This window comes from Pseudooceanicola nanhaiensis DSM 18065 (assembly GCF_000688295.1).
GTDB lineage: Bacteria > Pseudomonadota > Alphaproteobacteria > Rhodobacterales > Rhodobacteraceae > Pseudooceanicola > Pseudooceanicola nanhaiensis.
The window spans coordinates 1,551,724-1,577,326 of sequence record NZ_JHZF01000011.1 but is presented as its reverse complement, the minus strand read 5'-3'; the positions used below and the strand labels follow the sequence as shown (position 1 = coordinate 1,577,326).

27 protein-coding genes are annotated in these 25,603 nt (G+C 69.1%); 18 read left to right on the top strand and 9 right to left on the bottom strand.

All coding sequences use genetic code 11. The features are described 5' to 3' along the window. Positions 1 to 24: 24 nt before the first annotated feature. A complete protein-coding gene (phnF, locus tag Q344_RS0108720; RefSeq protein WP_028286354.1) occupies positions 25 to 762 on the bottom strand; it encodes a phosphonate metabolism transcriptional regulator PhnF in 738 nt (245 codons plus the stop codon). A 96-nt stretch (positions 763 to 858) separates the two neighbouring features. Here phnF and phnG point away from each other — a divergent pair, with 96 nt between their 5' ends. Genes phnG through Q344_RS0108700 form a run of 4 tightly spaced genes read left to right on the top strand, consistent with a single transcriptional unit; the run spans position 859 to position 3,822 of the window. Beyond that, on the top strand, positions 859 to 1,317 hold the full coding sequence (phnG, locus tag Q344_RS0108715; RefSeq protein WP_028286353.1) for a phosphonate C-P lyase system protein PhnG: 459 nt from the start codon (positions 859 to 861) through the stop codon (positions 1,315 to 1,317). Continuing rightward, positions 1,314 to 1,880: a phosphonate C-P lyase system protein PhnH gene (phnH, locus tag Q344_RS0108710; RefSeq protein ID WP_028286352.1), complete on the top strand. Its 567-nt coding sequence runs from the start codon at positions 1,314 to 1,316 to the stop codon at positions 1,878 to 1,880. The genes phnG and phnH overlap by 4 nt, the downstream gene beginning before the upstream one ends. After that, entirely contained in the window at positions 1,880 to 2,971 is a 1,092-nt protein-coding gene (locus Q344_RS0108705) for a carbon-phosphorus lyase complex subunit (protein WP_028286351.1), read from the top strand. Before phnH ends, Q344_RS0108705 begins: the two co-directional genes overlap by 1 nt. Next, positions 2,968 to 3,822: an EamA family transporter gene (locus Q344_RS0108700; RefSeq protein WP_028286350.1), complete on the top strand. Its 855-nt coding sequence runs from the start codon at positions 2,968 to 2,970 to the stop codon at positions 3,820 to 3,822. Before Q344_RS0108705 ends, Q344_RS0108700 begins: the two co-directional genes overlap by 4 nt. Before the next feature lie 5 nt (positions 3,823 to 3,827). Here the strand turns inward: Q344_RS0108700 and Q344_RS26685 are convergent, their stop codons facing one another. Further along, a complete protein-coding gene (locus Q344_RS26685) occupies positions 3,828 to 3,959 on the bottom strand; it encodes a hypothetical protein (RefSeq protein WP_268238620.1) in 132 nt (43 codons plus the stop codon). A gap of 34 nt (positions 3,960 to 3,993) precedes the next feature. Here Q344_RS26685 and Q344_RS0108690 point away from each other — a divergent pair, with 34 nt between their 5' ends. From Q344_RS0108690 to Q344_RS0108670, 5 genes are read left to right on the top strand one after another with little or no spacing between them, the layout of a single operon-like run. Beyond that, complete coding sequence (locus Q344_RS0108690) at positions 3,994 to 4,860, top strand: alpha-D-ribose 1-methylphosphonate 5-phosphate C-P-lyase PhnJ (protein WP_028286349.1); 867 nt, start codon at positions 3,994 to 3,996, stop codon at positions 4,858 to 4,860. Next, on the top strand, positions 4,857 to 5,645 hold the full coding sequence (gene phnK, locus Q344_RS0108685) for a phosphonate C-P lyase system protein PhnK (RefSeq protein WP_028286348.1): 789 nt from the start codon (positions 4,857 to 4,859) through the stop codon (positions 5,643 to 5,645). The genes Q344_RS0108690 and phnK overlap by 4 nt, the downstream gene beginning before the upstream one ends. Positions 5,646 to 5,658: 13 nt before the next feature. Continuing rightward, on the top strand, positions 5,659 to 6,342 hold the full coding sequence (gene phnL / locus Q344_RS0108680; protein WP_028286347.1) for a phosphonate C-P lyase system protein PhnL: 684 nt from the start codon (positions 5,659 to 5,661) through the stop codon (positions 6,340 to 6,342). After that, entirely contained in the window at positions 6,339 to 6,881 is a 543-nt protein-coding gene (gene phnN / locus Q344_RS0108675) for a phosphonate metabolism protein/1,5-bisphosphokinase (PRPP-forming) PhnN (protein ID WP_028286346.1), read from the top strand. The genes phnL and phnN overlap by 4 nt, the downstream gene beginning before the upstream one ends. A gap of 3 nt (positions 6,882 to 6,884) precedes the next feature. After that, complete coding sequence (locus tag Q344_RS0108670) at positions 6,885 to 8,042, top strand: alpha-D-ribose 1-methylphosphonate 5-triphosphate diphosphatase (RefSeq protein WP_028286345.1); 1,158 nt, start codon at positions 6,885 to 6,887, stop codon at positions 8,040 to 8,042. A 300-nt stretch (positions 8,043 to 8,342) separates the two neighbouring features. Here Q344_RS0108670 and typA read toward each other — a convergent pair whose 3' ends face one another. Further along, positions 8,343 to 10,160, bottom strand: a complete 1,818-nt coding sequence (gene typA / locus Q344_RS0108665) for a translational GTPase TypA (RefSeq protein WP_028286344.1) — start codon at positions 10,158 to 10,160, stop codon at positions 8,343 to 8,345. Between the two features lie 260 nt (positions 10,161 to 10,420). Between typA and Q344_RS0108660 the strand changes: the two genes are divergently transcribed. From Q344_RS0108660 to Q344_RS0108650, 3 genes are all read left to right on the top strand, one after another. Further along, the gene (locus Q344_RS0108660; protein WP_028286343.1) at positions 10,421 to 11,434 is read left to right on the top strand and encodes a C4-dicarboxylate TRAP transporter substrate-binding protein; all 1,014 of its coding nucleotides are present in this window, start codon (positions 10,421 to 10,423) and stop codon (positions 11,432 to 11,434) included. A gap of 120 nt (positions 11,435 to 11,554) precedes the next feature. Beyond that, entirely contained in the window at positions 11,555 to 12,202 is a 648-nt protein-coding gene (locus Q344_RS0108655) for a TRAP transporter small permease (protein ID WP_028286342.1), read from the top strand. Continuing rightward, the gene (locus Q344_RS0108650) at positions 12,199 to 13,599 is read left to right on the top strand and encodes a TRAP transporter large permease (RefSeq protein ID WP_028286341.1); all 1,401 of its coding nucleotides are present in this window, start codon (positions 12,199 to 12,201) and stop codon (positions 13,597 to 13,599) included. Before Q344_RS0108655 ends, Q344_RS0108650 begins: the two co-directional genes overlap by 4 nt. A 40-nt stretch (positions 13,600 to 13,639) precedes the next feature. Here the strand turns inward: Q344_RS0108650 and Q344_RS23505 are convergent, their stop codons facing one another. Together Q344_RS23505 and carA are read right to left on the bottom strand one after the other, a co-directional pair. After that, positions 13,640 to 15,514: a glycosyltransferase gene (locus Q344_RS23505; protein ID WP_244881784.1), complete on the bottom strand. Its 1,875-nt coding sequence runs from the start codon at positions 15,512 to 15,514 to the stop codon at positions 13,640 to 13,642. Between the two features lie 127 nt (positions 15,515 to 15,641). Next, positions 15,642 to 16,799, bottom strand: a complete 1,158-nt coding sequence (carA, locus tag Q344_RS0108640) for a glutamine-hydrolyzing carbamoyl-phosphate synthase small subunit (protein WP_028286340.1) — start codon at positions 16,797 to 16,799, stop codon at positions 15,642 to 15,644. 185 nt (positions 16,800 to 16,984) lie between these two features. Here carA and Q344_RS0108635 point away from each other — a divergent pair, with 185 nt between their 5' ends. Beyond that, the gene (locus tag Q344_RS0108635) at positions 16,985 to 17,449 is read left to right on the top strand and encodes a GatB/YqeY domain-containing protein (RefSeq protein ID WP_028286339.1); all 465 of its coding nucleotides are present in this window, start codon (positions 16,985 to 16,987) and stop codon (positions 17,447 to 17,449) included. 47 nt (positions 17,450 to 17,496) lie between these two features. On the opposite strand, the gene Q344_RS0108630 is transcribed toward Q344_RS0108635, so the two are convergent. Next, positions 17,497 to 18,321 (bottom strand): HTD2 family dehydratase, encoded by an 825-nt coding sequence (locus tag Q344_RS0108630; RefSeq protein ID WP_028286338.1) that lies wholly within the window; start codon positions 18,319 to 18,321, stop codon positions 17,497 to 17,499. Positions 18,322 to 18,497: 176 nt separating this feature from the next. Here Q344_RS0108630 and Q344_RS0108625 point away from each other — a divergent pair, with 176 nt between their 5' ends. Then, positions 18,498 to 18,935, top strand: coding sequence for a c-type cytochrome (locus tag Q344_RS0108625; protein WP_028286337.1), 438 nt, complete (start codon positions 18,498 to 18,500; stop codon positions 18,933 to 18,935). Positions 18,936 to 18,987: 52 nt separating this feature from the next. On the opposite strand, the gene Q344_RS0108620 is transcribed toward Q344_RS0108625, so the two are convergent. After that, positions 18,988 to 19,950 carry a DNA topoisomerase IB gene (locus tag Q344_RS0108620; RefSeq protein WP_028286336.1) on the bottom strand — a complete coding sequence of 321 codons (963 nt, stop codon included), beginning with the start codon at positions 19,948 to 19,950 and terminating at the stop codon, positions 18,988 to 18,990. Positions 19,951 to 19,972: 22 nt separating this feature from the next. Then, a complete protein-coding gene (locus tag Q344_RS0108615; RefSeq protein WP_028286335.1) occupies positions 19,973 to 20,179 on the bottom strand; it encodes a hypervirulence associated TUDOR domain-containing protein in 207 nt (68 codons plus the stop codon). Positions 20,180 to 20,393: 214 nt separating this feature from the next. On the opposite strand from Q344_RS0108615, the gene ctaD reads away from it, so the two are divergent. The 3 genes from ctaD (at position 20,394) to Q344_RS0108600 (ending at position 23,182) form a co-directional block, all read left to right on the top strand. Beyond that, complete coding sequence (gene ctaD / locus Q344_RS0108610) at positions 20,394 to 22,064, top strand: cytochrome c oxidase subunit I (protein ID WP_028286334.1); 1,671 nt, start codon at positions 20,394 to 20,396, stop codon at positions 22,062 to 22,064. 85 nt (positions 22,065 to 22,149) lie between these two features. Next, positions 22,150 to 22,698 carry a hypothetical protein gene (locus Q344_RS0108605; protein WP_028286333.1) on the top strand — a complete coding sequence of 183 codons (549 nt, stop codon included), beginning with the start codon at positions 22,150 to 22,152 and terminating at the stop codon, positions 22,696 to 22,698. 4 nt (positions 22,699 to 22,702) lie between these two features. Next, entirely contained in the window at positions 22,703 to 23,182 is a 480-nt protein-coding gene (locus Q344_RS0108600; RefSeq protein ID WP_028286332.1) for a DUF2244 domain-containing protein, read from the top strand. Between the two features lie 4 nt (positions 23,183 to 23,186). On the opposite strand, the gene lipB is transcribed toward Q344_RS0108600, so the two are convergent. Next, positions 23,187 to 23,897, bottom strand: a complete 711-nt coding sequence (gene lipB, locus Q344_RS0108595) for a lipoyl(octanoyl) transferase LipB (RefSeq protein ID WP_409372502.1) — start codon at positions 23,895 to 23,897, stop codon at positions 23,187 to 23,189. A gap of 57 nt (positions 23,898 to 23,954) precedes the next feature. Here lipB and Q344_RS0108590 point away from each other — a divergent pair, with 57 nt between their 5' ends. Beyond that, the gene (locus Q344_RS0108590; protein WP_028286330.1) at positions 23,955 to 25,601 is read left to right on the top strand and encodes a peptidoglycan-binding domain-containing protein; all 1,647 of its coding nucleotides are present in this window, start codon (positions 23,955 to 23,957) and stop codon (positions 25,599 to 25,601) included. Positions 25,602 to 25,603 lie beyond the last annotated feature (2 nt).

The following is a 25,603-nucleotide window of genomic DNA, read 5'->3' as shown; positions in this document are numbered from 1 at the left end:
GTTTAACCCTCGTGAAATCCGCGTTCACCCGGCATCCAGAACCAGCGTCACACGGTCGCCCGCGAACCAGGTGTGGCCGTATTCGACCGGGCGGCCGTCGCTGTCCACGTTGATCCCGACCGTGCGCAGAATCGGATCGCCCTCGCGCAGCCTGAGATGGAGCGCCTGTGTCGCCGTCGCCTGCTTCGCGGTGAGCCGGGTCGAGGCGCGGATGAAGTCGCCGACACCGTAATGCGCCAGCGCCGCCGAGACCGAGCCGCTCTCGGCCAGCAGCGACAGGAGTTCGGGAAAGCGCTCCGCCGGAAAGACCGACCGGAAGAGCGCCATCGGCTGGCCGTCCGCCAGCGACCGCCCCTCGCTGACATGGACCGGCGCGCCGGGCGGCAGGTGCAGCGCCTCGGCCTCGCGCGGGGCGGCGGCCCGGGTCTCGCCCGACAGGATCTCGCGGCTCGGAAGCCGTCCGGCGGCGCGCAGGTTCTGGTGGAAGCGGACCCGCCGCCCGATCGGATAATCGGTGGGCGCCTGCGTGACGAAGACGCCGGCACCGCGGCGGGCATGGGTCAGGCCCTGCGCGGCCATCTCGCCCAGGGCACGCCGCACGGTGTGGCGGTTGACGCCGAACCGGGCCGAAAGCTCGGCCTCCGTGGGCAGCTTGTCGCCCGGCGCATAGCGGCCCTCGGCGATGTCCGCGGTCAGCGCCTGCGCGATGGAGCGCCAGAGCGGTGTCTTCTTCGCTCCGGCAGGTGCCTCCGTCCCTGTCATGAAATCTTCACTCCCCTGGGCCTTGTGCGACTCGGCGGTTGTCGCTATGGATTTGTCTAGTTGTATAGTAAAATAGACAAATCCGCAAGGTGTCGCATGACCGAGCTCTCCCCCGACCAGACCGACCGCAAGGCGTGGATGTCGCTGCTGGCCAAGGCGCCGGCGGCCGAGCTCTTCCGCCTGTGGGAGGCGCACGGCGCCGCACCGGCCTTCCGCTGGCTGCGCGCGCCCGAGGTGGGCGCGGTGATGGTCCGCGGCCGCGCGGGCGCCGTCGGCGCGCCCTTCAACCTCGGCGAGATGAGCGTCACGCGCTGCTCTCTCCGGCTCGAGGATGGCGCGGTCGGGCACGCCTATGTGCAGGGGCGCGACAAGGAGAAGGCCCGGATCGCCGCGCTGGTCGATGCGCTGATGCAGACGGGCGGGGCCGCGGCCCTGCGCGCCGCCGTGCTGGATCCGCTGGAGGCCGGGTTGGCCGACAGGGCCAGGGCGCGGGCGGCCAAGGCCGCGGCGACCAGGGTCGAATTCTTCACCATGGTGCGGGGAGAGAACGCATGACCGGGACGGATGTGCTGGAAGGCGGCTTCGCCGATGCGGCGGTCGAGGCATCCCACGCCTTCCGCGCCGCGATGAACGCGATGGCCCGGCCGGGGCGGGTCCACGACATCGGCGGGGGCAGGGCGCCCGCGCCGGTCTCGGGCGCTGCGGCCTCGCTGCTGCTGACGCTCTGCGACCGCGAGACGCCGCTGCACCTTGCCGGGGCGCATGACTGCGCCGCGGTGCGCGACTGGATCGCCTTCCACCTCGGCAGCCCGCTGGTCGGGCGCGGCGACGCGATGTTCGCCCTGGGGACCTGGGAGGCGCTCGGCGCGCTCACCGACTACCCGCAGGGCGAGCCGGAATATCCCGACCGTTCGGCCACGCTGATCGTCGAGGTGGAGGCCCTCTCCAACCAAGGCGCGCGGCTGACCGGCCCGGGGGTGAAGGACGAGGCCTTCCTCGATCTTCCGGACGTCGAGGCGTTCCGCCGCAATGCCGCGCTCTTCCCGCTCGGCGTCGATTGCTATTTCACCCAGGCGGGCCGCATCGCCGCCCTGCCGCGCAGCACGAGGATCGGCTGATGTATGTCGCGGTGAAGGGTGGCGAGCGCGCCATCGAGAACGCCCACGACTGGCTGGCCGAGGAGCGGCGGGGGGATGTCTCCGTCGCCGAGCTGACGGTCGCGCAGATCCGCGAACAGCTCGCCCTCGCGGTCAACCGGGTGATGGCCGAGGGCTCGCTCTACGATCCCGACCTCGCCGCATTGGCGATCAAGCAGTCCCGCGGCGACCTGATCGAGGCGATCTTCCTGATCCGCGCCTACCGCACGACCTTGCCCCGGCTGGGGCTCTCCGAGCCCGTGGACACCGGCGCCATGGCCGTCGACCGCCGCGTCTCGGCCACGTTCAAGGATCTGCCCGGCGGGCAGGTGCTGGGGCCGACCTTCGATTATACGCACCGCCTGCTGGACTTCGCGCTCGCCGCCGAGGGGCTGGAGCCGGCGGCGGCGCCCGAGGGCACGCCGCGCGAGGAGCCGGTTCCGCACGTCACCGAATTCCTCGACCGGGAGGGGCTGATCCAGCCCGAGGCGGAGAGCGACGCGACGCCGCCGGACCTCACCCGCGAGCCGCTGAAGCTGCCGGCCGGGCGTCCGCTGCGGTTGCAGGCGCTGAGCCGGGGGGACGAGGGCTTCGTGCTCGGCATGGCCTATTCGACGCAGCGCGGCTATGGCCGCAACCACCCCTTCGTGGGCGAGCTGCGGATCGGCAAGGTCGCGGTCGAGATGGAGGTGCCCGAGCTCGGCTTCGCGGTCGAGATCGGAGAGGTCACCGTCACCGAATGCGAGACGGTCAACCAGTTCACCGGCTCGAAGACCGAACCGCCCCAGTTCACAAGGGGTTACGGGCTGGTCTTCGGGCAGACCGAGCGCAAGGCGATCTCCATGGCGCTGGTCGACCGGGCCCTCCGTTGGGCGGAACTGGGCGAGGACAATGTGGGCGCCCCCGCGCAGGACGAGGAATTCGTTCTCTACCACAGTGACAACATCCAGGCGTCGGGCTTCCTCGAGCACATAAAACTCCCGCATTACGTGGACTTCCAGTCCGAACTTGAACTGATACGCAAGCTCCGCCGCGAGGCCGGGCAGGCCACCCGGCAGGAAGCCGCGGAATGAGCCTCGGCGTCTTCCTCATCGTCCTTCTCGCCGCCGCCCTTCACGCAGGCTGGAACGCGCTGGTGAAAAGCGGGGCCGACAAGGTCTCCGCGATGACGGCGGTGGTGCTGGGACAGGGGCTCTTCGGCCTCGTCGCGCTCGCCTTCGCGCCGTTCCCGGCCTGGGAGGCCTGGCCGTGGTTCCTCGGCGGCGTGGCGCTGCACGCGGGCTACCAGCTGTTCCTCGTCTCGGCCTACCGGATCGGAGACCTCACGCAGGTCTACCCGATCGCGCGGGGCGTCTCGCCGCTGCTCGTCGCGGGCGCAAGCGTCCTTTTCCTCGGCGAGCATTACGGAGAGGTCCAGACGCTCGGCATCCTCCTGATCGCCATCGGCATCGGCTCGATCAGCCTCGTCCGGCGCGCGGACGGCATCTTCCAGGGCAAGGCGGCGGTCCTGGCGCTCTGCACCGGCGGCTTCATCGCGGCCTATTCGCTGAACGACGGCATCGGCGCGCGGGTGGCGGGCACCGGCCTCGGCTTCTACGCCGCGCTCGCGGTGGTCGAGGGGCTGGTCTTTCCGGGCCTCGTCGCGATCGCCGCGCCGCAGGCCTTCCGCAGGGCACTCCGCCTGAAACGCGAGATCCTGATCGGGGGCGGCGCCAGCTTCGCGGCCTACGCGCTCGTCGTCCATGCCTTCACGCTGGCCCCGATCGCGCTGGTCACGGCGCTGCGCGAGACCTCGATCATCTTCGCGCTGCTGATCGGCGTGGGCGTGCTGCACGAGCGCCTCAGCCTCGCCAAGGTCGCCTCGACCGTGACCACCGTGCTGGGCGCGGCGCTGCTGAAACTCTCGAAGGGGGCGGGCGGGTGAGCGCGCTAGCTGTCCCCGTCGCCATGCGGATCGTCCGGCGGCCGCTGGTTCAGACGCGACTTCCGCGCGGGGCCGAGCCGCCCCGACAGGACCAGGACCAGCGCCACGACGAAGACCGCCACGATCACGAAACCCATCTCCGCACTCCCGTTTCCCGGCCCGGAGGCCATCATGTCCGACTATAACTTCGCCTATCTCGACGAACAGACCAAGCGGATGATCCGCCGGGCCATCCTGAAGGGCCTCGCGATCCCCGGCTACCAGGTGCCCTTCGCGAGCCGCGAGATGCCGATGCCCTACGGCTGGGGCACGGGCGGGGTCCAGGTTTCGGCCGCGACGCTGACGCCAGATGACACGCTGAAGGTCATCGACCAGGGGGCCGATGATACGACCAACGCGGTCTCGATCAGAAAGTTCTTCGAAAAGACGGCCAAGGTGGCCGTCACCGAGCGGACGGCGGAGGCGACGATCATCCAGACCCGCCACCGGATCCCCGAAGAGGACCTGACCGAGGATCAGATCCTCGTCTACCAGGTGCCGATCCCCGAGCCGCTGCGGTTCCTGGAGCCGTCCGAGGTCGAAACCCGGAAGATGCACGCCCTCGAGGAATACGGGCTGATGCACGTGAAGCTCTACGAGGACATCGCGCGGCACGGCGAGATCTCCACCGCCTACGCCTACCCGGTGAAGGTCGAGGACCGCTACGTCATGGACCCCTCGCCGATCCCGAAGTTCGACAACCCCAAGCTCGAGATGGCGGGGATCCAGCTTTTCGGCGCGGGCCGCGAACAGCGGATCTACGCGCTGCCGCCCTATACCAGGGTCGTGTCGCTCGATTTCGAGGATCACCCGTTCGAACGCACCCGGGCGCAGGAGGATTGCGGGCTCTGCGGCGCCGGGGACAGCTATCTCGACGAGGTCATCATGGATGACGCGGGCGCCCGGATGTTCGTCTGCTCCGACACCGATTACTGCCGCGCGCGGCGCGAGGCCGGGCACAGGGGTGCCATGGCCGGGGAAGGGGAGGCCTTCGCATGAAGGACATGAGCGTTCAGGACCGGCCGCTGCTGCGGGTCGAGGGGCTGACGAAGTTCTACGGCGGCCGGATCGGCTGCGAGGGCGTGGGCTTCGACCTCTGGCCGGGCGAGGTGATGGGGATCGTGGGTGAGAGCGGGTCGGGCAAGACGACCCTGCTCAACTGCCTCGCGGGGCATCTGGCACCCGATGCGGGCCGGGTGCTCTTCGATCTCGACGGTGAGGCCGTGGACACCGTGACGATGAGCGAGCCGGCCCGGCGGAAGCTCGGCCGGACCGACTGGGCCTTCGTGCACCAGCACGCCGCCGACGGGCTGCGGATGAATGTCAGCGCCGGGGGCAACGTGGGCGAGCGGCTGATGGCCGTGGGCGCCCGGCATTACGGCGACATCCGCGCAAGTGCGCTCGACTGGATCGAGCGGGTGGAGATCCCGGGCGACCGGATCGACGACCGGCCGACGGCCTTCTCGGGCGGCATGCGCCAGCGGCTCCAGATCGCGCGGAACCTCGTGACCGGGCCGCGGCTCGTGTTCATGGACGAACCGACCGGCGGCCTCGATGTCAGCGTGCAGGCGCGGCTGCTCGATCTCCTGCGCGGGCTGGTCCGCGAGATGGGGCTCTCGGCGATCATCGTCACCCATGACCTCGCCGTGGTGCGGCTGCTCGCGGACCGGCTGATGGTGATGAAGGACGGCCATGTGGTCGAGACCGGGCTCACCGACCAGGTGCTCGACGATCCGCAGCACGGCTACACGCAACTCCTCGTCAGCTCCGTGCTGCAGGTGTGAAGGGGACAGTGACATGATCCGTATCGAGAACCTCTCCAAGACCTTCACGCTCCACAACCAGGGAAGCGCGGTGATCCCGGTGATGGCGAAGGCCCATCTCTCGGTCGCGCCGGGCGAATGCGTGGCGCTCACCGGCTCCAGCGGGGCGGGCAAGTCCACGCTGATGCGGATGATCTACGGCAATTACCTCGCCGCCGCCGGGTCGATCCATATCGGCGAGACCGACATCGTCACCGCCACCCCGCGCGAGATCCTGCGGCTCAGGCGGCACACGCTCGGCTATGTCTCGCAGTTCCTGCGTGTCGTGCCCCGCGTGCCGACCCGCGAGGTGGTGGCCGAGCCGCTGCTCGTGACCGGCACGGGCCGGCAGGACGCCTTCGCACGCGCCGAGAGCCTGCTCGCGCGGCTGAACATCCCCGAGCGGCTCTGGTCGCTCAGCCCGACGACCTTCTCGGGCGGCGAACAGCAGCGGGTCAACATCGCGCGCGGCTTCGCCTACGACTACCCGGCGCTGCTTCTGGACGAGCCGACCGCGAGCCTCGACGCGCAGAACCGCGAGACGGTGCTGCGGCTGATCGAGGAGGCCAGGGACCGCGGCGCCGCCATCGTCGGCATCTTCCACGACGAGGCCGCGCGCGAGAGGCTCTGCGACCGCGAGGTCGACGTGACCGCCTTCCGCCCGGAGCGCGCGGCATGAGCGGACGGCTGATCGCGGTGGTCGGGCCCTCGGGGGTCGGCAAGGACAGCGTGATGGCCGCGCTGGTGGCCGCCGCGCCCGGGATCGCGCCGGTGCGGCGGGTCATCACCCGGCCGGAGGAGGCGGGCGGCGAGGACTTCGAGGGCGTGACCGAGCAGACCTTCGCGGCCCGCGAGCGGCAGGGCGCCTTCGCGCTCTCCTGGCAGGCGCACGGGCTCTCCTACGGCATCCCGCGCCCGGTCGAGGCGGTGCTGGCACAGGGCCGCGACGCGGTTGTGAACCTCTCCCGCGCGGTCCTGCCGGAGGCGGCGGCCCGTTTCCCCGGGCTGGTGGTCTTCCAGCTCACCGCGGATCCCGGGACGCTCGCCCGCCGCCTCGCGGCGCGGGGCCGGGAGGACCCTGACGAGATCGCCCGCCGTCTGGCCCGGGCCGATCACGCCATGCCCGCAGGCATCGCGGCGATCCCCGTCGACAACACCGGATCGCTCGACGCGACCGTCGCCGAGATCCTCTCCCACCTCCAGCCCGCGAAGGTCTGACCCATGCCCAAGGACACAAGCCACGCCGAGACGATCCTCGGGAACGCCCGGATGGTGCTCGCCGACGAGGTGGTGACGGGCCATCTGGTGATCCGCGATGGACATATCGCCGAGATCGGCACCGGCGCGCTGCCCGCGGGGGCCGAGGATTGCGAGGGCGATTTCCTCTGCGCCGGGCTGATCGAGCTTCACACCGACAATATCGAGCGCCACATCACCCCGCGTCCCAAGGTGGCCTGGCCGCACCACGCCGCCATCGTCGCCCATGACGCGGAGCTTGCGGGCTGCGGCATCTCCACCGTTTTCGACGCGATCCGTGTCGGCTCCATCGTGTCGAATGCCGGTGTGGGCTATCGCCGCTACGCGCGCTCGATGGCGGACGAGATCCTCGCCATGCGGGCGGCGGGCGCCCTGAAGATCAGCCACCACCTGCATCTCAGGGCCGAGACCTGCTCCGAGACGCTGCTCGAGGAGCTGGCGGAGTTCGGCGCGCAGGACCGGGTGGGTATCGTCAGCCTGATGGACCACACGCCCGGGCAGCGGCAATTCACTGACATCTCGAAGTTCGAGACCTACGTGCGCTCGAAGCACGGCATCGGGAAGGAGGCGTTCGACGATTACGTCGTCTTCCTCGCGGGCCTCTACGAGCGTTTCGGCGCGCGCCACGAGGCGGGCGCCGTCTCCGCCGCCCGTCGCTTCGGCGCGGTGCTGGCGAGCCACGACGACAGCACGGCGGATCAGGTCGCGGTATCGCATGGCCACGGCGCACGGCTGGCGGAGTTTCCGACCACGATCGAGGCAGCGGCCGCCTGCCGGGAGGCGGGGATCGCGGTGATCATGGGCGCGCCCAACGTGGTGCGGGGCGGCTCGCATTCGGGCAATGTCTCGGCGATGGACCTCGCGGAGCGCGATCTGCTCGACATCCTGTCCTCGGATTACGTGCCGGGCGCGCTGCTGCTCGCCGCGGTGCAGCTCGGAGAGGCCTGGGACGACATGGCTCGCGGGCTCGGCACGGTCACTCGGGCGCCGGCGCGGGCCACGGGGCTCGACGACCGCGGCGAGATCGCGGAAGGGCTGCGGGCGGACCTGCTGCGGTTCCGGCTGGTGAGCAACGTGCCGGTGACGCGCGGCCTCTGGGTCCAGGGCGCGCGCGTGGCCTGACCTGACGGAGCGCCTGCGGCGCATTCTATCCATTTGTTGCTGACGAGGGGGGCTTTGCCCCCCTCGAGCTCCCCCCAGGATACATTGACCAGAGGAAAGGGGAGACCCGCGCTTCTGCTTTCCTCTGGTCAATGTATCCCGGGGGAGTCGGGCCGGAGGCCCGGCGGGGGCAGAGCCCCCTGTCCAAGCGCCGCTATTTGTATCGCCGTCGGGCATCGAAGGCAGATCAAGCCCCGAGCAGCAGCGTCGCGCAGGCGGTGGCACTGCAACTGACAGAGGGTCCGGACCCCCGTCACGCGCTCAGGAAGAGCGCGCCTGCCGTTTCCGCTCGTGCGGGTCGAGGTAGCGCTTGCGCAGGCGGATCGCGTTCGGGGTGACCTCGACCAGCTCGTCGTCGTTGATGTAGGCGATGGCCTCTTCGAGCGTCAGCGTGATGGGCGTCGTCAGGCGGACCGCCTCGTCGGTGCCGGACGCGCGGACGTTGGTCAGCTTCTTGCCCTTGAGCGGGTTCACCTCGAGGTCGTTCTCGCGCGAATGCTCGCCGATGATCATGCCGGTGTAGACCGGGGCCTGGGCGCCGAGGAACATCCTGCCGCGATCCTCGAGGTTCCAGAGCGCGTAGGCCACGGCCTCGCCGTTCTCCATCGAGATCAGCACGCCCGCGCGGCGGCCGGGGATCGACCCCTTGTGGGGCGCCCAGCCGTGGAACACGCGGTTCAGCACGCCGGTGCCGCGGGTGTCGGTCAGGAATTCGCCGTGGTAGCCGATCAGGCCGCGCGAGGGGACATGGGCGACGATGCGGGTCTTGCCGGCGCCGGCCGGTTTCATCTCGACCAGCTCGCCCTTGCGCGCGCCGGTGATCTTCTCGATCACCGCGCCGGAATATTCGTCGTCGACGTCGATGGTGGCCTCCTCGATGGGCTCCATCGTCTCGCCGTCGATCTCCTTCATGATCACCTGCGGGCGCGAGATCGAGAGCTCGAAACCCTCGCGGCGCATGTTCTCGATCAGCACGCCCATCTGGAGCTCGCCGCGGCCCGAGACCTCGAAGGCCTCGCCGCCGGGGGTGTCCTTGATCTTGATGGCGACGTTGGTCTCGGCTTCCTTCATCAGCCGCTCGCGGATGACGCGGGACTGGACCTTCTTGCCGTCGCGGCCCGCAAGCGGGCTGTCGTTGATGCCGAAGGTCACGGTGATGGTCGGCGGGTCGATCGGCTGGGCTTCCAGCGGCTCGTCCACGGCCAGCGCGCAGATCGTGTCGGCCACCGTCGCCTTCGACATGCCGGCGATCGAGACGATGTCGCCGGCCGAGGCTTCCTCGATGTCCTGCTGGCCGAGGCCGCGGAAGGCGGTGATCTTGGTCACGCGGAACTGTTCGATCTTCTGGCCGATGCGCGAGAGCGCCTGCACCGTGGCGCCGACCTTGAGGCGGCCGGACTCGACCCGGCCGGTCAGGATGCGGCCGACGAAGGGATCCGCGCCGAGCGTGGTGGCGAGCATCCGGAAATCGTCGTCGATGTGTTTCAGCTGCTTCGGCTTCGGCACGTGGTTGACGATCAGCTGGAACAGCGCCGAGAGATCCTTGCGCGGGCCGTCGAGCTCGGCATCCGCCCAGCCGGAACGGCCCGAGGCGTACATGTGGGGGAAGTCGAGCTGGTCGTCATCGGCACCGAGGTTGGCGAAGAGGTCGAAACATTCGTCGAGCGCGCGGTCGGGTTCGGCATCCGGCTTGTCGACCTTGTTCAGCACCACGATGGGCCGCAGGCCGAGGGCGAGCGCCTTGGAGGTCACGAACTTGGTCTGCGGCATCGGCCCCTCGGCCGCGTCGACCAGCAGGACCACGCCGTCGACCATCGAGAGGATCCGCTCGACCTCGCCGCCGAAATCGGCGTGGCCGGGGGTGTCGACGATGTTGATCCGCGTGCCCTTCCATTCGACGCTCGTCGCCTTGGCGAGGATGGTGATCCCGCGCTCGCGTTCGAGGTCGTTGCTGTCCATCGCGCGTTCGGCCACGGCCTGGTTGGCGCGGAAGGCGCCGGATTGTTTCAGCAGCTCGTCCACGAGTGTCGTCTTGCCGTGGTCGACGTGGGCGATGATGGCGATGTTGCGCAGGTCCATGGAGCTCTCTTTCGGGATTTCGCGCCCGCCTATACTGCATCTGCAGAAAAAGCCAGAGCCAAACACCTGTCCCGCGCGCCTGAGCGCCGCGTCACGACGGGTGCGAGAGCGCGGGGCGTGCGGCCTGATTGCATGCTAATGTCATGTTTTTGCCCGAAAGACTGCCCGACGGGCGGCAGGATTCTGCTTGCATCCACGGGGGCGTCGGATAGCTTACCCCCTCAAGCGGCCGGGGAGAGGTCGCAAGCAGGGAGACTATCATGACAACTTTCGTGACCAGGGCCGCCGCCACGGCCGTCATCTTCGGCATCGCCGCCCCGGCGATGGCCACCGAATGGAACGCCTCCGTCTGGGGCAAGCGCCGCGAATTCACCGAGCATGTCGAGAAGATCGCCGAGCTGGTGAAGGAAAAGACCGACGGCGAATTCACCATCAACGTCAGCTACGGCGGCCTCTCCAAGCCGACCGAGAACCTCGACGGGATCTCCATCGGGGCCTTCGAGATGGCACAGATCTGCGCCGGCTACCACGAGGACAAGAACCCGACGCTGACCGCGGCGGAGCTGCCGTTCCTCGGCGTGAAGAACCTCCGCGAGGAAGTGGCGATCAGCGATGCGCTCTACGCGCACCCGGCCGTGCAGAAGGACCTCGAGCGCTGGAACGCGCAGCTGCTGATGTCCTCGCCGATGCCGCAGTACAACCTCGTCGGCCGGGGTGATCCGCGTTCGACCGTGGACGCCTTCAACGGCATGCGTGTCCGCGCGACGGGCGGTCTGGGCGACGCGTTCAAGGCGGTCGGCGCCGTGCCGACCTCGGTCGCCTCGAACGAGGCCTACAACGCGATGGAATCGGGCGTGGTCGACACGGTCGCCTTCGCGCCGCACGCGCACCTGTCGTTCCGCACCATCGACCAGGCCGACTGGTGGACCGAGAACCTGAACCCCGGCACGGTCAACTGCCCGATCGTCGTGAACAAGGACGCCTACGCGGCCCTGTCCGACGCGGAGCGCGAGGCGCTGGAAGGGTCGGTCGACGAGGCCATCGACTACTACATCGAGACCTACGGCAAGCTGATGGAACGCTGGGAAGACGTCCTCGAGGAGAAGAACATCCAGAAGGTCGAGTTCTCCGAAGAGGAGCTCGCCAAGTTCCGGGACGCCACCCAGGGGATCCAGGACGAATGGATCGCCAAGATGGATGCGCAGGGCATCCCGGGCCAGGAGCTGCTGACCACGATCAAGGACGCGCTGGAAGAAGAGCGCGCGTCCAACTGATCTCAGGGCCCGGCAGACGTGCTGCCGGGTCCCACCACATCACGCATGCAGGCGGCGGGGGTCGGAACGGGCCCCTACCGCCTGCTCTCGTAAAGAAGTCGGGTAACAGGGGGACACCGCATGGCGGGATCGCTATCCGTCCTGTCGGACGAGAGCCTGCTCAGCAGGATCGACCGGCGGTTGTATGGTCTTGAAAAGGTGATGGCCTTCGTGGCCGGGGCCGCGGTGCTGGGGCTGATGTTCCTCGCCGTCATTTCGGTCGGGGGGCGCAACCTCTTCAACGCGCCGCTGCCGGGCTATGTCGACTGGATGGAGCTGACGATGCCGCTCATCGCCTTCCTCGGCATCTCCTACGCGATGCGGGACGGCGGGCACATCCGGATGGACATCCTGATCGGCCAGCTGCGGGGCCGCCCGCTCTGGGCGGCGGAATTCGTCACCACGCTGGTGACGCTCGCGCTGATCGCCCTGCTGATCTGGGGAAGCTGGGCGCATTTCGACCGCAGCTTCGACTGCGCGCGTCCGCTCTGCTCGGCCGACAGCACGATCGACATCGGCATGCCGCTCTGGCCCGCCAAGATCATCGTGCCGATCTGCTTCTCGGTTCTCGCCCTGCGCCTCGTGCTCCAGCTCTGGGGCTATGCAAGGGCCTTCGCGGAGGGCACCGATCAGCCGATCGCCGTGCCGCTGGTGAAGAGCGCGGCGGAACTGGCCGCGGAAGAGGCCGAACACGTTCAGGGCGCGGATGACGGGGAGACCACGCGATGACACCCATCGAGATCGGTCTCTGGACCACCGGCTTCCTCTTCGTCCTCGTGCTGCTCGGCATGCGCGTGGCCTTCGCGGCGGGTGTCGCGGGGCTCGTCGGCCTCGTCTGGATCTTCTGGGCCAAGTTCGGCTACGCGCCCGACCGCTTCATGCAGGCGATCACCGTCGCGGTGAAGACGGCGGGGCAGGTGCCCCATTCCAAGATCGCGAGCCAGGAGCTGTCGCTGATCCCGACCTTCATCCTGATCGGCTATCTCGCCTATTACGCCGGGCTCACGAAGGCGCTGTTCGAGGCCGCCAAACGCTGGGTCGGCTGGCTGCCGGGCGGCATGGCGGTGGCCACCGTCTTCGCGACGGCCGGTTTCGCGGCCGTCTCGGGCGCGAGCGTGGCGACCTCGGCGGTCTTCGCGCGCATCGCCATCCCCGAGATGCTGAAGGTCGGCTACGACAAGCGCTTCGCGGCGGGCGTCGTGGCGGCGGGCGGCACGCTCGCCTCGCTGATCCCGCCCTCGGCGATCCTCGTGATCTACGCGATCATCGTCGAACAGGACGTCGGCAAGCTGCTGCTCGCGGGCTTCATCCCGGGCGCCTTCTCGGCGGTGGTCTACGCGAGCCTCATCGTCATCCTCGCGATGGTGATGCCCAGGTTCGGCCCGCCCGTCGGCGGCTTCACATGGGGCGAGCGCTTCGCCTCGCTGCCCAAGGCGCTGCCGATCTTCTTCGTGATCTTCATCATCATCTTCTTCGTCTACAACCCGTTCGGCGGCGATCCCTTCGGCACGCCGACCGAGGGCGGGGCGCTCGGCGCGGCGGTGGTCTTCGTGATGGCGCTGGTGCACGGGATGAAGTGGCACCAGCTGAAGGACGCGCTTCTCGAGACGGCGAAACTCGCCACGATGATCTTCACGATCATCTGGGGGGTGCTGATCTATGTCCGCTTCCTTGGCTTCGCGGACCTGCCGGGGGCGTTCTCGGACTGGATCACCTCGCTCGAGCATTCGCCGATGATCACGCTGATCATGATCCTGCTGGCCTACGCGGTGCTCGGCATGTTCATGGATGCGATCGGGATGCTGCTCTTGACCCTGCCGGTGGTCTACCCGGCGGTGATGGCGCTGAACGGGGGCGAGTTCGTCTCGGCCGCGGATTCGGCCTTCGGGATGTCGGGGCCGATGTGCGCGATCTGGTTCGGGATCCTCGTGGTGAAGATGGCGGAGTTCTGTCTCATCACCCCGCCGATCGGGCTGAACTGCTTCGTGGTGGCGGGCGTGCGGCCGGACCTGTCCGTGCAGGACGTGTTCCGGGGCGTGACGCCCTTCTTCATCGCGGACGCGATCACCATCGCCCTTCTGGTGGCCTTCCCGCAGATCGTGCTCTGGCTGCCCTCGATGGCCTGAGACAGGGGCCCGGGCCGATGACGGCCCGGGCCACGCCGGTTCAGCGCGGGCCGGGGGGTGTGGGCTCCTCCGCCGGTCCGGTGCCGGTCAGCCCGTGCGGGGTCTTGTCCCAGTAGAACGGCACGACCAGCAGCTCGAACAGCGCCTTGTAGGCCGCGATCCACGCCATCGGATAATAGAGCAGGAGCATCGGCACCCACGGCCAGAGATGTCGGTGCCGGGGGGCCCGGGTGGCGATCATGCAATAGGTCGCCTCTCCGATCGCCGACAACGCGAAGAGCAGCCCGAAAAGCGTGATCGCGGCGTCCGGCACGATGTCGGGGAAGGGCCGGACCAGACCGAGCGCGACCAGCCAGAAACAGCCGAGCAGCGGGCCCAGCACGTATTGCATGAGCGCCGTGACGAAATGTGCCTGCATGCCGATGAAGGCGAGCGGCCCCAGCCGGCGCCAGAGCGCCCGGGGGCGGCGCATCTGGACCATGTAGGTGACCATGTAGCCCTTCAGCCAGCGCGACCTCTGGCGAATCCACGGCACCGCGCGGCTGATCGCCTCTTCGCCGGTCGTGCTGTCGATGACCTCGGTCCGCCAGCCGTAGCGCGCGAGGCGGAGCCCGAGATCGGCATCCTCGGTCACGTTGTGCGCATCCCAGGCGCCGACGGCCTCGAGCGCGGCGCGGCGCACGAAGAGCGTCGTTCCGCCAAGCGGCACCGGCAGGCCGAGCCGCGCCATGCCGCGCAGGTAGAGCCGGAACCAGGTGTTGTATTCGAGGGTGAAGCAGCGCGCGATCCAGCCGTCCCGCGGGTTGTAGTAATCAAGCGCCCCCTGCAGGCAGGCGAGCCGGCCCGGGGCCGAAGCGAAACGGGCGGCGACCGCGAGCAGCTGGTCGGGCGCCGGCGCGTCCTCGGCGTCGTAGACCCCGATGATCTCGCCCCGGCAGAAATCGAGCGCGTAGTTCATCGCCCGCGGCTTGGTCCTCGGCTGGCCCTCGGGGACCGTCACGATCCGCACCCAGGGGGGCAGCTCGGTCCGGTTCAGCACCTCGGCGGTCAGGGCGTCGCTTTCCTCGAGCACCAGAAGCACCTCGAGCCGCCCGCGCGGGTAATCCAGCCGCTGCAGCCGGCGGACCAGCGTGCCGGCGATGTCCTTTTCGCGGAAGAGCGGCACGAGGATCGAGATCACCGGCAGGTCGGTGACGGCGGGCACCTCGGGCGGCGCCGCGCCGCCGGGTGCGCGGAGGCAGGCGATCATGGCGAGGGTCTTGAAGGTGAAGGCCAGGCACAGCGTCGCCGCCGCCAGCACCAGCAGCGCGAGGAAGGCCGCCCCGGGTGCAAGCGCGGCAACCGACATGCCGGCAAGCGCGGCCAGCCCCAGCACCACCTTGAGGCGCCGGGTCGGGACGTAGCCGCGGAAGCTGTCCTGCGACCGGGGGCGGGCAGACATCCGGCGGGTGAGGGCGGCGCGGTGCGTGGCGGCGAGGTGGTCCTGAACCTCGGCCAGCGACGCGAGCACGACACGGGCCGGCGGCAGCCCCGCGGGCAGGTAGAGATCAGGGTCGGCGGCAACCTCGGGCCGGGCGGTGGCAAGGACGATCCCGTCCTCCTCCCGCAGCCACGGGACCATCGCGTGGCGCAGGCAGAGCGCCGCGGGCAGCAGGTCGGACAGCGCCGGGTCCGGTGGCCAGAGGGCGAGCGACACGCGCGGCGCGCCGATCCTGCGCGCCAGGATCTCGAGCGCCTGATCCTCGGTCAGCCGACCGGACCCGACCATCTCGTCGAAGAGCGCGGAGGGCAGGGGGGCGGTCCGCCCTGCGGTCCCGGCCGGCAGCACGAAGGGCGCCGCCGCCTCGGCCAGTGCGCGGGGCGCGGCCCTAGCGGCCTCGTGTGAAAAGAAACTGCGGCTTTCGGCGGATGACATCATGCCCCCAGGCGTGTGAACGGCTCGGGGCGACCTTGTCGAAGGAAGGTATACGTTGGACTAATGACGTCCTAACAAAGCGTTAACCGCCGCAGAAGGCGGTTAACGCTTATGAAGGTAGACAGGCTCAGGCGGCGTCCATCGAGGCGACGAAACGCTCGAAGAGGTAGAAGCTGTCCTGCGGGCCCGGGCTCGCCTCGGGGTGATACTGCACCGAGAAGACGGGCCGGTCGGTCATCCGGATGCCGCAGTTCGACCCGTCGAAGAGCGAGACATGGGTCTCCATCACGCCCGCGGGCAGGGTCTGGCTGTCCACCGCGAAACCGTGGTTCATCGAGGTGATCTCGACCTTGCCGGTCTCGATGTCCTTGACGGGATGGTTCGCGCCGTGATGGCCGTGGTTCATCTTGACCGTGGTCGCGCCAAGGGCCAGCGCCAGCATCTGGTGGCCGAGGCAGATGCCGAAGACCGGCAGGTCGGCGCGCTTTTCGAGCACCTCGCGGATCATCGGCACGGCATAGGCCCCCGTGGCCGCCGGATCGCCCGGGCCGTTCGACAGGAACACGCCCGCGGGATCATGCGCCAGGATCTCCTCGGCGGTGGCCGAGGCGGGCAGGACGGTCACGTCGCAGCCCGCGGAGGCAAGGCAGCGCAGGATGTTGCGCTTGGCGCCGTAGTCGATCGCGACGACCTTGTGGCGCGCGTTCTCCTGCCGGGCATAGCCCTGCGGCCAGGCCCATCTCATCTCGTCCCAGCGGTAGCTCTGGGCGCAGGTCACGTCGCGTGCGAGGTCCTTGCCGACGAGGCCCGGGAAGGCGCGGGCGCGTGCGACCATGGCGGCGATGTCGAAATTGCCTTCGGGGTCATGGGCCAGCGCCGCGTGGGGCGCGCCCTGCTGGCGGATCGCCCGCGTCAGGCGCCGGGTGTCGACGCCGCCGATGGCGATGCGCCCGCGCGAGGCGAGCCAGTCCGAGAGCTCACCGGCCGAGCGCCAGTTCGAGGGCTCGGTCGGGTCCCACTTCACCACCATGCCGTCGGCGACCGGGTCCGCCGTCTCGTCGTCCTCGGGGTTCACGCCCACGTTGCCGACATGGGGGAAGGTGAAGGTGACGATCTGGCCCGCGTAGGAGGGATCGGTCATGATCTCCTGGTAGCCGGTCATCGCCGTGTTGAAGCACAGCTCGGCCTGGGTCTCTCCGGTTGCCCCGAAACCCTTGCCGTAGAAGATCGTGCCATCGGCGAGGGCGAGGCAGGCGGTCGGTTTCTGTCCGTGGGAGAGCGGCATGGGTCGAGTCCTTCCGGCTGGCAAATTGGCGTGTACCTAAGCCCGGCAGGTGCGGGGGTCAAGGCCGCAGCGGTCACATGTCGCTGCGATGCGGCACGTGCAGTCTTCCGTTCGGGAACGGTTGTTTCGGGCCGCGCGTTTGGGTACAAGACGCTCTTATCATTTCAGTCCAGGGGATGGGACCGATGGAACTCCGCAACCGGGTCAACGTGGCTCTGAAGGAAGCGATGAAAGAGCGCGCGGCCGACCGGCTGAGCACGCTGCGGCTGATCAATGCCGCGATCAAGGACAAGGACATCGAGGCGCGCGGCGAGGGCCGCGAGGACGGCGTGGGCGAAGCCGAGGTGCTGGCCATTCTCGGCAAGATGGTCAAGCAGCGTCAGGAAAGCGCCCGGGTCTACGAAGAGGGCGGCCGGATCGACCTGGCCGAGCGGGAACTGGGCGAGATCAAGGTGATCGAGGAATTCCTGCCGCGGCAGCTGAACGAGGCGGAAGTCGACAGGGCGGTCAAAGAGGCCATTGCCGAAACCGGCGCCGACAGCATCCGCGACATGGGCCGGGTGATGGGCGCGCTGAAGTCGAAATATACCGGGCAGATGGATTTCGGCGCCGTCGGACCGCAGATCAAGAGCCGTCTCTGCGCCGGCTGAACCGGCTTTCGGCCGGGCCCTCCGGCCCGGCGCGCCGGCCGTGACGGTCAAAGCTCCGCGCGGGCCGTCATGGTGACGACGCTGTCCGCCCGGCGCCGGACCCGCAGGTCGAGGACATCGTCCTCCCGCCGCGCCTCCACCTTCACGTCATATCCCACGGTCAGCGGAGAGAGCCCGCGGTAGCGGAAGAATCGCGCCTGCCGCCCGAGGATCCGGGCCGCGAGGTTCTGCATCCAGACCGCCTGCATCGGGCCGTGCACGACGAGCCCGTCGTAGCCTTCGACCCCGCGGGCGTAATCGCCGTCGTAATGGATGCGGTGCCCGTTGAAGGTGAGCGCCGAGTAGCGGAACAGCATCACCGGGTCGGGGCTCACGGTCCAGCTGTCGACCACGTCCCAGTCGGCCGCCTGCGGCGGCTCGGGGGCGGGACGGTCGGGCGAGGGGTCCTCGCGGTAGACGAGGTCCTGCCGTTCGCGGATCCGCACCGCGCCGCCGACGGAATAGGCGTGGTCGACCTCGACGAAGCCGAGGTTGCCGGACCGGCCCTGCTTGAATTTCACGTCCCGCACGGTCGAGGTCTTGGTGACCTGGTCGCCGGGATGCAGCGGGCCCACCACCTCGACCTCGCCCCCGGCCCACATCCGGCGGGGCAGGGGCAGCTTCGGCAGGAAGATCCCCGTCTGCGGATGCCCGTCGCGGCCCAGCCTCGCGGGCTCGAGCGTCTCGGGCGAGAGGCACCAGTGGAAGCCGGGCGGCACCTCGCCGGGGCCGAGCAGGTCCGGCATGGTGGCGCGGAATTCCTCGAGCAGGCGCGGCGTGACCACGTCCTCGCGTTCGAAACTGCGTCCGATCCAGTCGTCGTATTCGGCCATCGCGTCACCTCCCTTTGTCCCATGCTTAGCGCCGGGCGCGCCGCGCGGCCAGACCCCGACCGCGGCCGGGCCCCGGGGCCTGCGACAAAATCCCCCCGCCTCACGGGTTTGTAGTGCGTCCGCTCTGCGCTACAACTCCTTCCGACGCGCGCTATTCCCATCCGGAGGACCAGCCCATGACGCTCAGACCCGCCCTTGCCGCCCTGACGTGCCTTGCCCTAGCCACACCCGCCCTCGCCGAGGGCGACCCCGAGAAGGGCGAGAAGGAATTCGCCAAGTGCCGCAGCTGCCACATGATCGAATCCGAGAGCGAGACGATCGTGAAAGGCGGCAAGACCGGCCCGAACCTCTGCGGCGTGATCGGCCGCACCGCGGGCACTCTGGACGGCTTCACCTACGGCGACGACATCGTCGCGGCGGGCAAGAGCGGGCTCGTGTGGAACGCGGAGAACCTCGCGGTCTACATCGAGGATCCGAAGGCCTTCCTCGCCGACCACCTCGACAAGAAGGCGGCCCGCTCGAAGATGACCTTCAAGATGCGCAAGCATTCCGAGGATGTCGCGGCCTATCTCGCGACGGAGGCGATCGGCGCCGCACCGGACGCGACGGACTGAGCCTCTCGGACCTGACGGGACACGCCCGGCCAGAGTGCCGGGCGTTTCGCGTTCAGGCGTCGCTTTCCAGGAGGCGGAGCAGGGCGCTTTCGCTCCGGCTGAGGCCCCGGCGGGGCTGGTAGAGGCGGGGTGCCTCCCCGGTCCCGGCCAGGCTGATCACGCGGGGATGGATGTAGGAGGTCCGCGCGACGGTCGGCGTGTTGGCAAGCCGCGCCGCCGCGGCCTCGGTCATCGCGCCCAGGGTGCCGTCGGGATTGGCCAGGTGCGCCTCGAAGGCGGCGAGGCTGCCGGCCCATGTGCGGAAGGTCTTGGCGGTGAACCCCTCGGACCCGCCGATCTCGGCCAGGTAGGCGTTCAGCCCGTCCGAACCGACGCGCCGCACCCCGCCATCCGCGGCGATCCAGGTGAAGAGCTCGGCCCCCGGCAGATCGCGCGCGGTCTGGAGCGCCCGCATCAGCCGCTTGCACCGGATCACGCGCCGCTCCTGCTTGCCCCCCTTGGCGATGTAGCTCAGCCGGAGCACGCCCTGGTGCAGCCGCAGGTGGCGCCGGGTGAGGGTGGTCGCGCCGTAACTGCCGTTCTCGGCGGTATAGGCCGGATGGCCGACGCGGATCGCCAGCCGGTCGATCAGGAAGAGCGCGGCGGCCAGCGCGAAGCGCTCGTCGCCCGGGGCCGCGCGCAGGTCGTCCGCGACGCGGTCGCGGATCCCCGGCAGGGCCTTGCCGAAATCGGCCAGCCCCTCGAATTTCACCACCGAGCGGGCGGCGTGCCAATCGGGGTGATAGCGGTATTGCTTGCGCGCCCGGGCGTCGAAACCCGTGGCCATGAGGTGGCCGTTGTGGCGTGGCGACATCCAGACCTTCTCGTAGGCCGGGGGGACGGCCATCGCGGCCAGCCGCCTGCGCTCCGCGCGGTCGTCGATGGTGGTGCCGTCGGGCGCCGTGTAGGTGAACCCCCGCCCGCAGCGCCTGCGCGCGATCCCGGGTCGGCTGTCAGGGTAGAAGACGAGGGGCATGGCTGTTTCCCGGGGGCTGCCTTCAGGCGCGGTCGACTTCGGAGGAAAGCTTCAGCACCTCGCTGCCGTCGTCCTGGCGGATCAGGAGCGCAGGGTTGTCGCGGGTGCCGTTGCGGGTGATCTCGGACCCGTCGAGGGTGCGCGTCACCTTGCGGTCGAAGGTCTCGGAGACCTTGCCCTCGGCGGTGCCCTGGCCCCATTTCCACTTCACCTGCGTGCCCTTCTGCATCGCCTGCCCTCCCGTTGACGTGAAGGAAGAACCGCGAAAGGATGGCAAGGTTCCCCCACCTCACCTCGTGGCGCGGCGTGAGGTGCGACACATTTCCTTGATCTGCGTCAATTCCATCCATTGCGAGGAACGGGAGGACATTCTAGAAGAGCCATAATTCGGGCGGCGCGACTCCTTCGCTCTGTCCATGGAAGGACACCAACAGGAGGCGAGCATGGCGGACGCAGCCATTCACGGCCACGATCACCATGACGAACGCGGGTTCTTCACCCGCTGGTTCATGTCGACCAACCACAAGGATATCGGGATCCTCTATCTGATCGTTTCGGCGGTCGTGGGCCTGATTTCCGTCTGCTTCACCGTGTACATGCGGCTGGAGCTGATGCACCCGGGCGTGCAGTACATGTGCATGGAAGGGGCGCGTTTCCTCGCCTCGGATGCGCCCTGCACCCCGAACGGACACCTCTGGAACGTGATGATCACCTATCACGGCGTCCTGATGATGTTCTTCGTCGTGATCCCCGCGCTCTTCGGCGGCTTCGGCAACTACTTCATGCCGCTGCAGATCGGCGCGCCGGACATGGCGTTCCCGCGGATGAACAACCTGTCCTTCTGGCTCTACTGCTCGGGCACGGCGCTTGGCGTCGCCTCGCTGCTGGCGCCGGGGGGTGACGGGCAGCTCGGCTCGGGCGTGGGCTGGGTGCTCTACCCGCCGCTCTCGACGACCGAAGGCGGCATGTCCATGGACCTCGCCATCTTCGCGGTCCACGTCTCGGGCGCCTCGTCGATCCTGGGGGCGATCAACATGATCACCACCTTCCTGAACATGCGCGCCCCGGGCATGACGCTCTTCAAGGTGCCGCTGTTCGCCTGGTCGATCTTCGTCACCGCGTGGCTGATCCTTCTGGCCCTGCCGGTCCTTGCAGGCGCGATCACCATGCTGCTGACCGACCGGAACTTCGGGACGACCTTCTTCGACCCGGCCGGTGGCGGTGACCCGATCCTCTACCAGCACATCCTGTGGTTCTTCGGCCACCCGGAAGTCTACATCATCATCCTGCCCGGCTTCGGCATCATCAGCCACGTGATCGCGACCTTCTCGAAGAAACCGATCTTCGGCTACCTGCCCATGGTGCTTGCCATCATCGCGATCGGCCTTCTCGGCTTCGTCGTCTGGGCGCACCACATGTACACCGTGGGCATGTCGCTGACGCAGCAGTCCTACTTCATGATGGCCACCATGGTCATCGCGGTCCCGACCGGCGTGAAGGTGTTCAGCTGGATCGCGACGATGTGGGGCGGCTCGGTCGAGTTCAAGACGCCGATGCTCTGGGCCTTCGGCTTCCTGTTCCTCTTCACCGTGGGCGGCGTGACCGGCGTGGTCCTGAGCCAGGCCGGCATCGACCGCGCCTATCACGACACCTACTACGTCGTGGCGCACTTCCACTACGTGATGTCGCTGGGCGCCGTCTTCGCCATCTTCGCCGGGGTCTACTTCTACTTCGGCAAGATGACCGGCCGGATGTATCCGGAATGGGCGGGCAAGCTGCACTTCTGGGCGATGTTCATCGGTGCCAACCTGACCTTCTTCCCCCAGCACTTCCTGGGCCGTCAGGGGATGCCCCGCCGCTACATCGACTACCCGGAGGCCTTCGCCACCTGGAACTTCGTGTCCTCGATGGGTGCGTTCCTCTCCTTCGCCTCGTTCATCTTCTTCTTCGGCGTGATGTTCTATTCGCTGCGGAAGGGTGCGAAGGTGACCGAGAACAACTACTGGAACGAATACGCCGACACGCTGGAGTGGACGCTGCCCTCTCCGCCGCCGGAGCACACCTTCGAGATCCTTCCGAAGCGGGAGGACTGGGACAAGACCCACGCGCATTGAGCGTGGGCTGACCCCGAGACAACCCAAGGGGCCCCGGCGCGGATCGTGCCGGGGCCCTTCGCATTCCCCCAGACCCGGTCCCGACGTGAGCACGCTCCTCCTCTCCCAATCCGCCACCGGTGCCGCCCCGCTTCTCCGGACGGTCTGGCTGCTCGGCCTGCCGCTGGCCGGCGGGCTCTGGGCGGCGGTCCGGGCGCCGCACCTCGGGGCGGCGATGCTCTTCGGCGGCGGCGCCGCGGCGCTGCTGCCGGCCGCCATGCTCGAGACCGCGCTGCCGGTGGTCCTGACCCATGCGCCGGGCGGCGGCAGCCATGTGAGCACCTTCTTCTGGCAGGGCCTCCTCGGCCTCGTCGTCGCGGGGCTGGCCGCCGCGCTGGCGCTGCTTCTCCACCGCCGGGCCGAGGCGGGCGTGGCGCTTCCGCAGGCGGTGCTGGCGCTGCTCTTCGCGGCCTTCTACGCGGCGGTGATCGTGCCAAGGCATACCGCCGTGGCCGATGCGCTGATGCCGGGCGTCGGCGGCGCGGCGGACCCGCTCGCGCCGCTGACGGCCCTCGCGCCCGCCGCGCCCTGGATCGCCGCCGGCGCGCTTGCCGCGGCCTGGGCGGTCGCGCTGGCCACCGGACGGACCGGCTGAGCCGATGCCCTACGAATGGAGCGACAGCCGCCGTCACCTGACGCTCTGGCCGTACCGGTCACTGCCGCGGAACGGCTTTGCCGCGGTGATCGGCCTGTTCTTCCTGCTGGCGATGATCCCGCTCTTCGGGTTGCTCGGCACCGTGCTGCTCTGGGGCCTCTTGCCCTTCGGGCTGGGGGCGCTCGCGGCGCTCTGGTTCGGGCTCAGGCTGAGTTACCGCTCGGGCGAGGTGGTCGAGACGCTGTCGATCAGCCCCGAGCGCACGCGCCTGCTGCGGCGCAACCCGGACGGGTCCGAGCAATCCTGGGAATGCAACACCTACTGGGCCCGGGTCGAGATGCACCTGAAGGGCGGCCCGGTGCCGTATTACGTCACGCTGAACGGCAACGGCCGCCGGGTCGAGATCGGCGCCTTCCTGTCCGAGGACGAGCGCCGCGCCCTGCATGGGGAACTGGCCTCGGAACTGGCGGCGCAGCGCAGCTGAGCGGTCAGGGGGCGGGGGGTGGCGCCTCGCCGAAGACCTCTCCGAACGTCCGGCGCAGGGCCACGTCGAGGTCCTCCATCGTCACCGGCAGTCCGAGGTCGACCAGGCTCGTCACGCCGTGGCCGGTGATGCCGCAGGGCACGATGCCGTCGAAATGCGACAGGTCCGGTTCCACGTTGATCGAGATCCCGTGGAAGCTGATCCACTTCCTCAGCCGGATGCCGATCGCCGCGATCTTGTCCTCGCGCGGGGTGCCGTCGGGCAGGGGGGGCTTGTCGGGACGGGCGACCCAGACCCCGACGCGGCCCTCGCGGATCTCGCCCGTCAGGTTGAATTCGTCGAGCGTCGCGATCACCCATGCCTCGAGCTGTTCGACGAAGCGCCGCACGTCGCGGCCGCGGCGGCCCACGTCGAGCATCACGTAGATCACCCGCTGGCCGGGCCCGTGGTAGGTGTACTGCCCGCCCCGCCGCGCCTCGTGGACCGGGAAGCGCCCGGGGTCGGTCAGGTCCTCGCGCCGGGCCGAGGTGCCTGCGGTGTAGAGCGGCGGATGCTCGAGCAGCCAGATCGCCTCGGGCGCCTGGCCGGCGGCGATCGCGGCGACGCGCGCCTCCATCGCCTCGAGCGCCGCCTCGTAGGACACGAGGCCGGGCGAGACGATCCATTCGGGCCCGGGACCGGCAAAATCGGGCAGAGCGGCCAAAGGTGTCGCCACGTCAAGCATCTTTCGGTATTCTGGCTTCATTCAGTTCATACATAAGGGGCCAATTCCATGTTCTCCAGATCCATTAAGGCTGCCCTCGTGGCGGCGATGTGCCTTGCCGGACCCGTTCCGGCGGCGGCGAGCGAGCTCGGCGCGGCGATCGTCGGCGGCATCATCGGCGGGGCCATCGTGCACGGCGCGAACAAGCCCAAGAAGCGCTATTACAAGAGCACCAGCAGCCGCCGCACCTCGGGCGTGAGCAGCGCGCAGCGTGAAGAGAACCGCATGACGCAGACCGCGCTCAACTATTTCGGCTTCAATGCCGGCGGCGCCGACGGCGTCATGGGCTCGCGCTCCCGCGCGGCCGTCTCGCAATACCAGGCGCATATGGGATGGCCCGCCACCGGGCACATCCAGTCGCACGAGCGCGAGATGCTCCATTCCTTCTACAGCCGCGCGCAGGTCGGCGGACCCGAGGTCGTCAAGGCGATGCAGCGCAACCCGCAGGGCGTGCGCGGCCTGCTGACCGCCTGGCGCGACGAGAGGATGGGCATCACCGGTTCCCGCTCCGGCACCGGCTATGCCGGGCTGCCGATGGAGGTCTCGGACGTGGTGGACGAGATCGCCGACAGTTCGGAGCCCTCGGCCGAGCAGCTGCTCCAGCGCGCGGGCTTCATCCAGATGGCGGATCTGAACGCGGACGGGCGCAACGATTACGTCATCGACACGTCGGTCACCGGGTCGAGCTTCTGGTGCGGACAGAGCCAATGCGCGGTGATGGTCTTTGCCAGCGGTCCGAACGGCTATGCCCGCAACGATTTCCGCTACGCCCGCAACGCCCAGCTGACCAATACGGCCAGCCCGGCGATGTTCCAGTGCCACCAGGCGGTCTGCTCGATGGATGATCCGGGCTCGGGCGGCGATGTCCAGATGGCGGCCGCTCCGGCGCCCGCGCCCTCGGTGCCGATCGCACCGCCCGTCGCGGCGACCCCGGCGCCCGCCACCTCGCTCGCCGCGCTGCCGATGGCGGGGGCCGCCCCGGCGGACCAGCCTTCGCTCGCCAGCTATTGCAGCAAGGTGAGCCTGCTGACCACCTCGAACGGCGGCTATGTCACCGCGGCCAGCATGACCGACCCCGACCTCGCGCTGTCCGAGCAGTTCTGCCTGACCCGCACCTATGCCATCGCGCAGGGTGAGGAGATGGTGAAGGCGGTCCAGGGCATGACCGAGGCGCAGGTCGAGGCGCAATGCGACAGCTTCGGTCCGGCGCTCGCGCCCTATATCGAGATGCTCTCGGACACGCCCGCCGCGCAGGTCGTGCCGCAGGTGCAGAAGTTCGTGCTGGGCGCGAACATGACCGTGGAGCAGCTGCAGGGCACCGGGGCGATCTGTCTCTACACCGGCTACCGGCGTGACAAGATGGACGTGGCGCTCGGCGCCGCGCTCCTGCTGACGGGGGCAGGGCAGACGCCCTATGCCGAGCTCGTCGGCCATCACCTGGTGCAGGGATTCGGCGTCGAACGCTCCGACGCGCAGGCCGAGGGCTGGTACGAGCTGGCGCTCTCGGCGCTCGATGGCGGCGCGACCCCGGTCTTCGTGCCGGGCCAGCCCGAACGGGCCGAGCTGCTGCGTGCCGCGCTCTCGGGCGAGAGCGCCGGGCTGACGCCGGTGCCCGCGCCGCAGACCACCGCGTTGCCCTCGTTTTCTTTGAAATGATG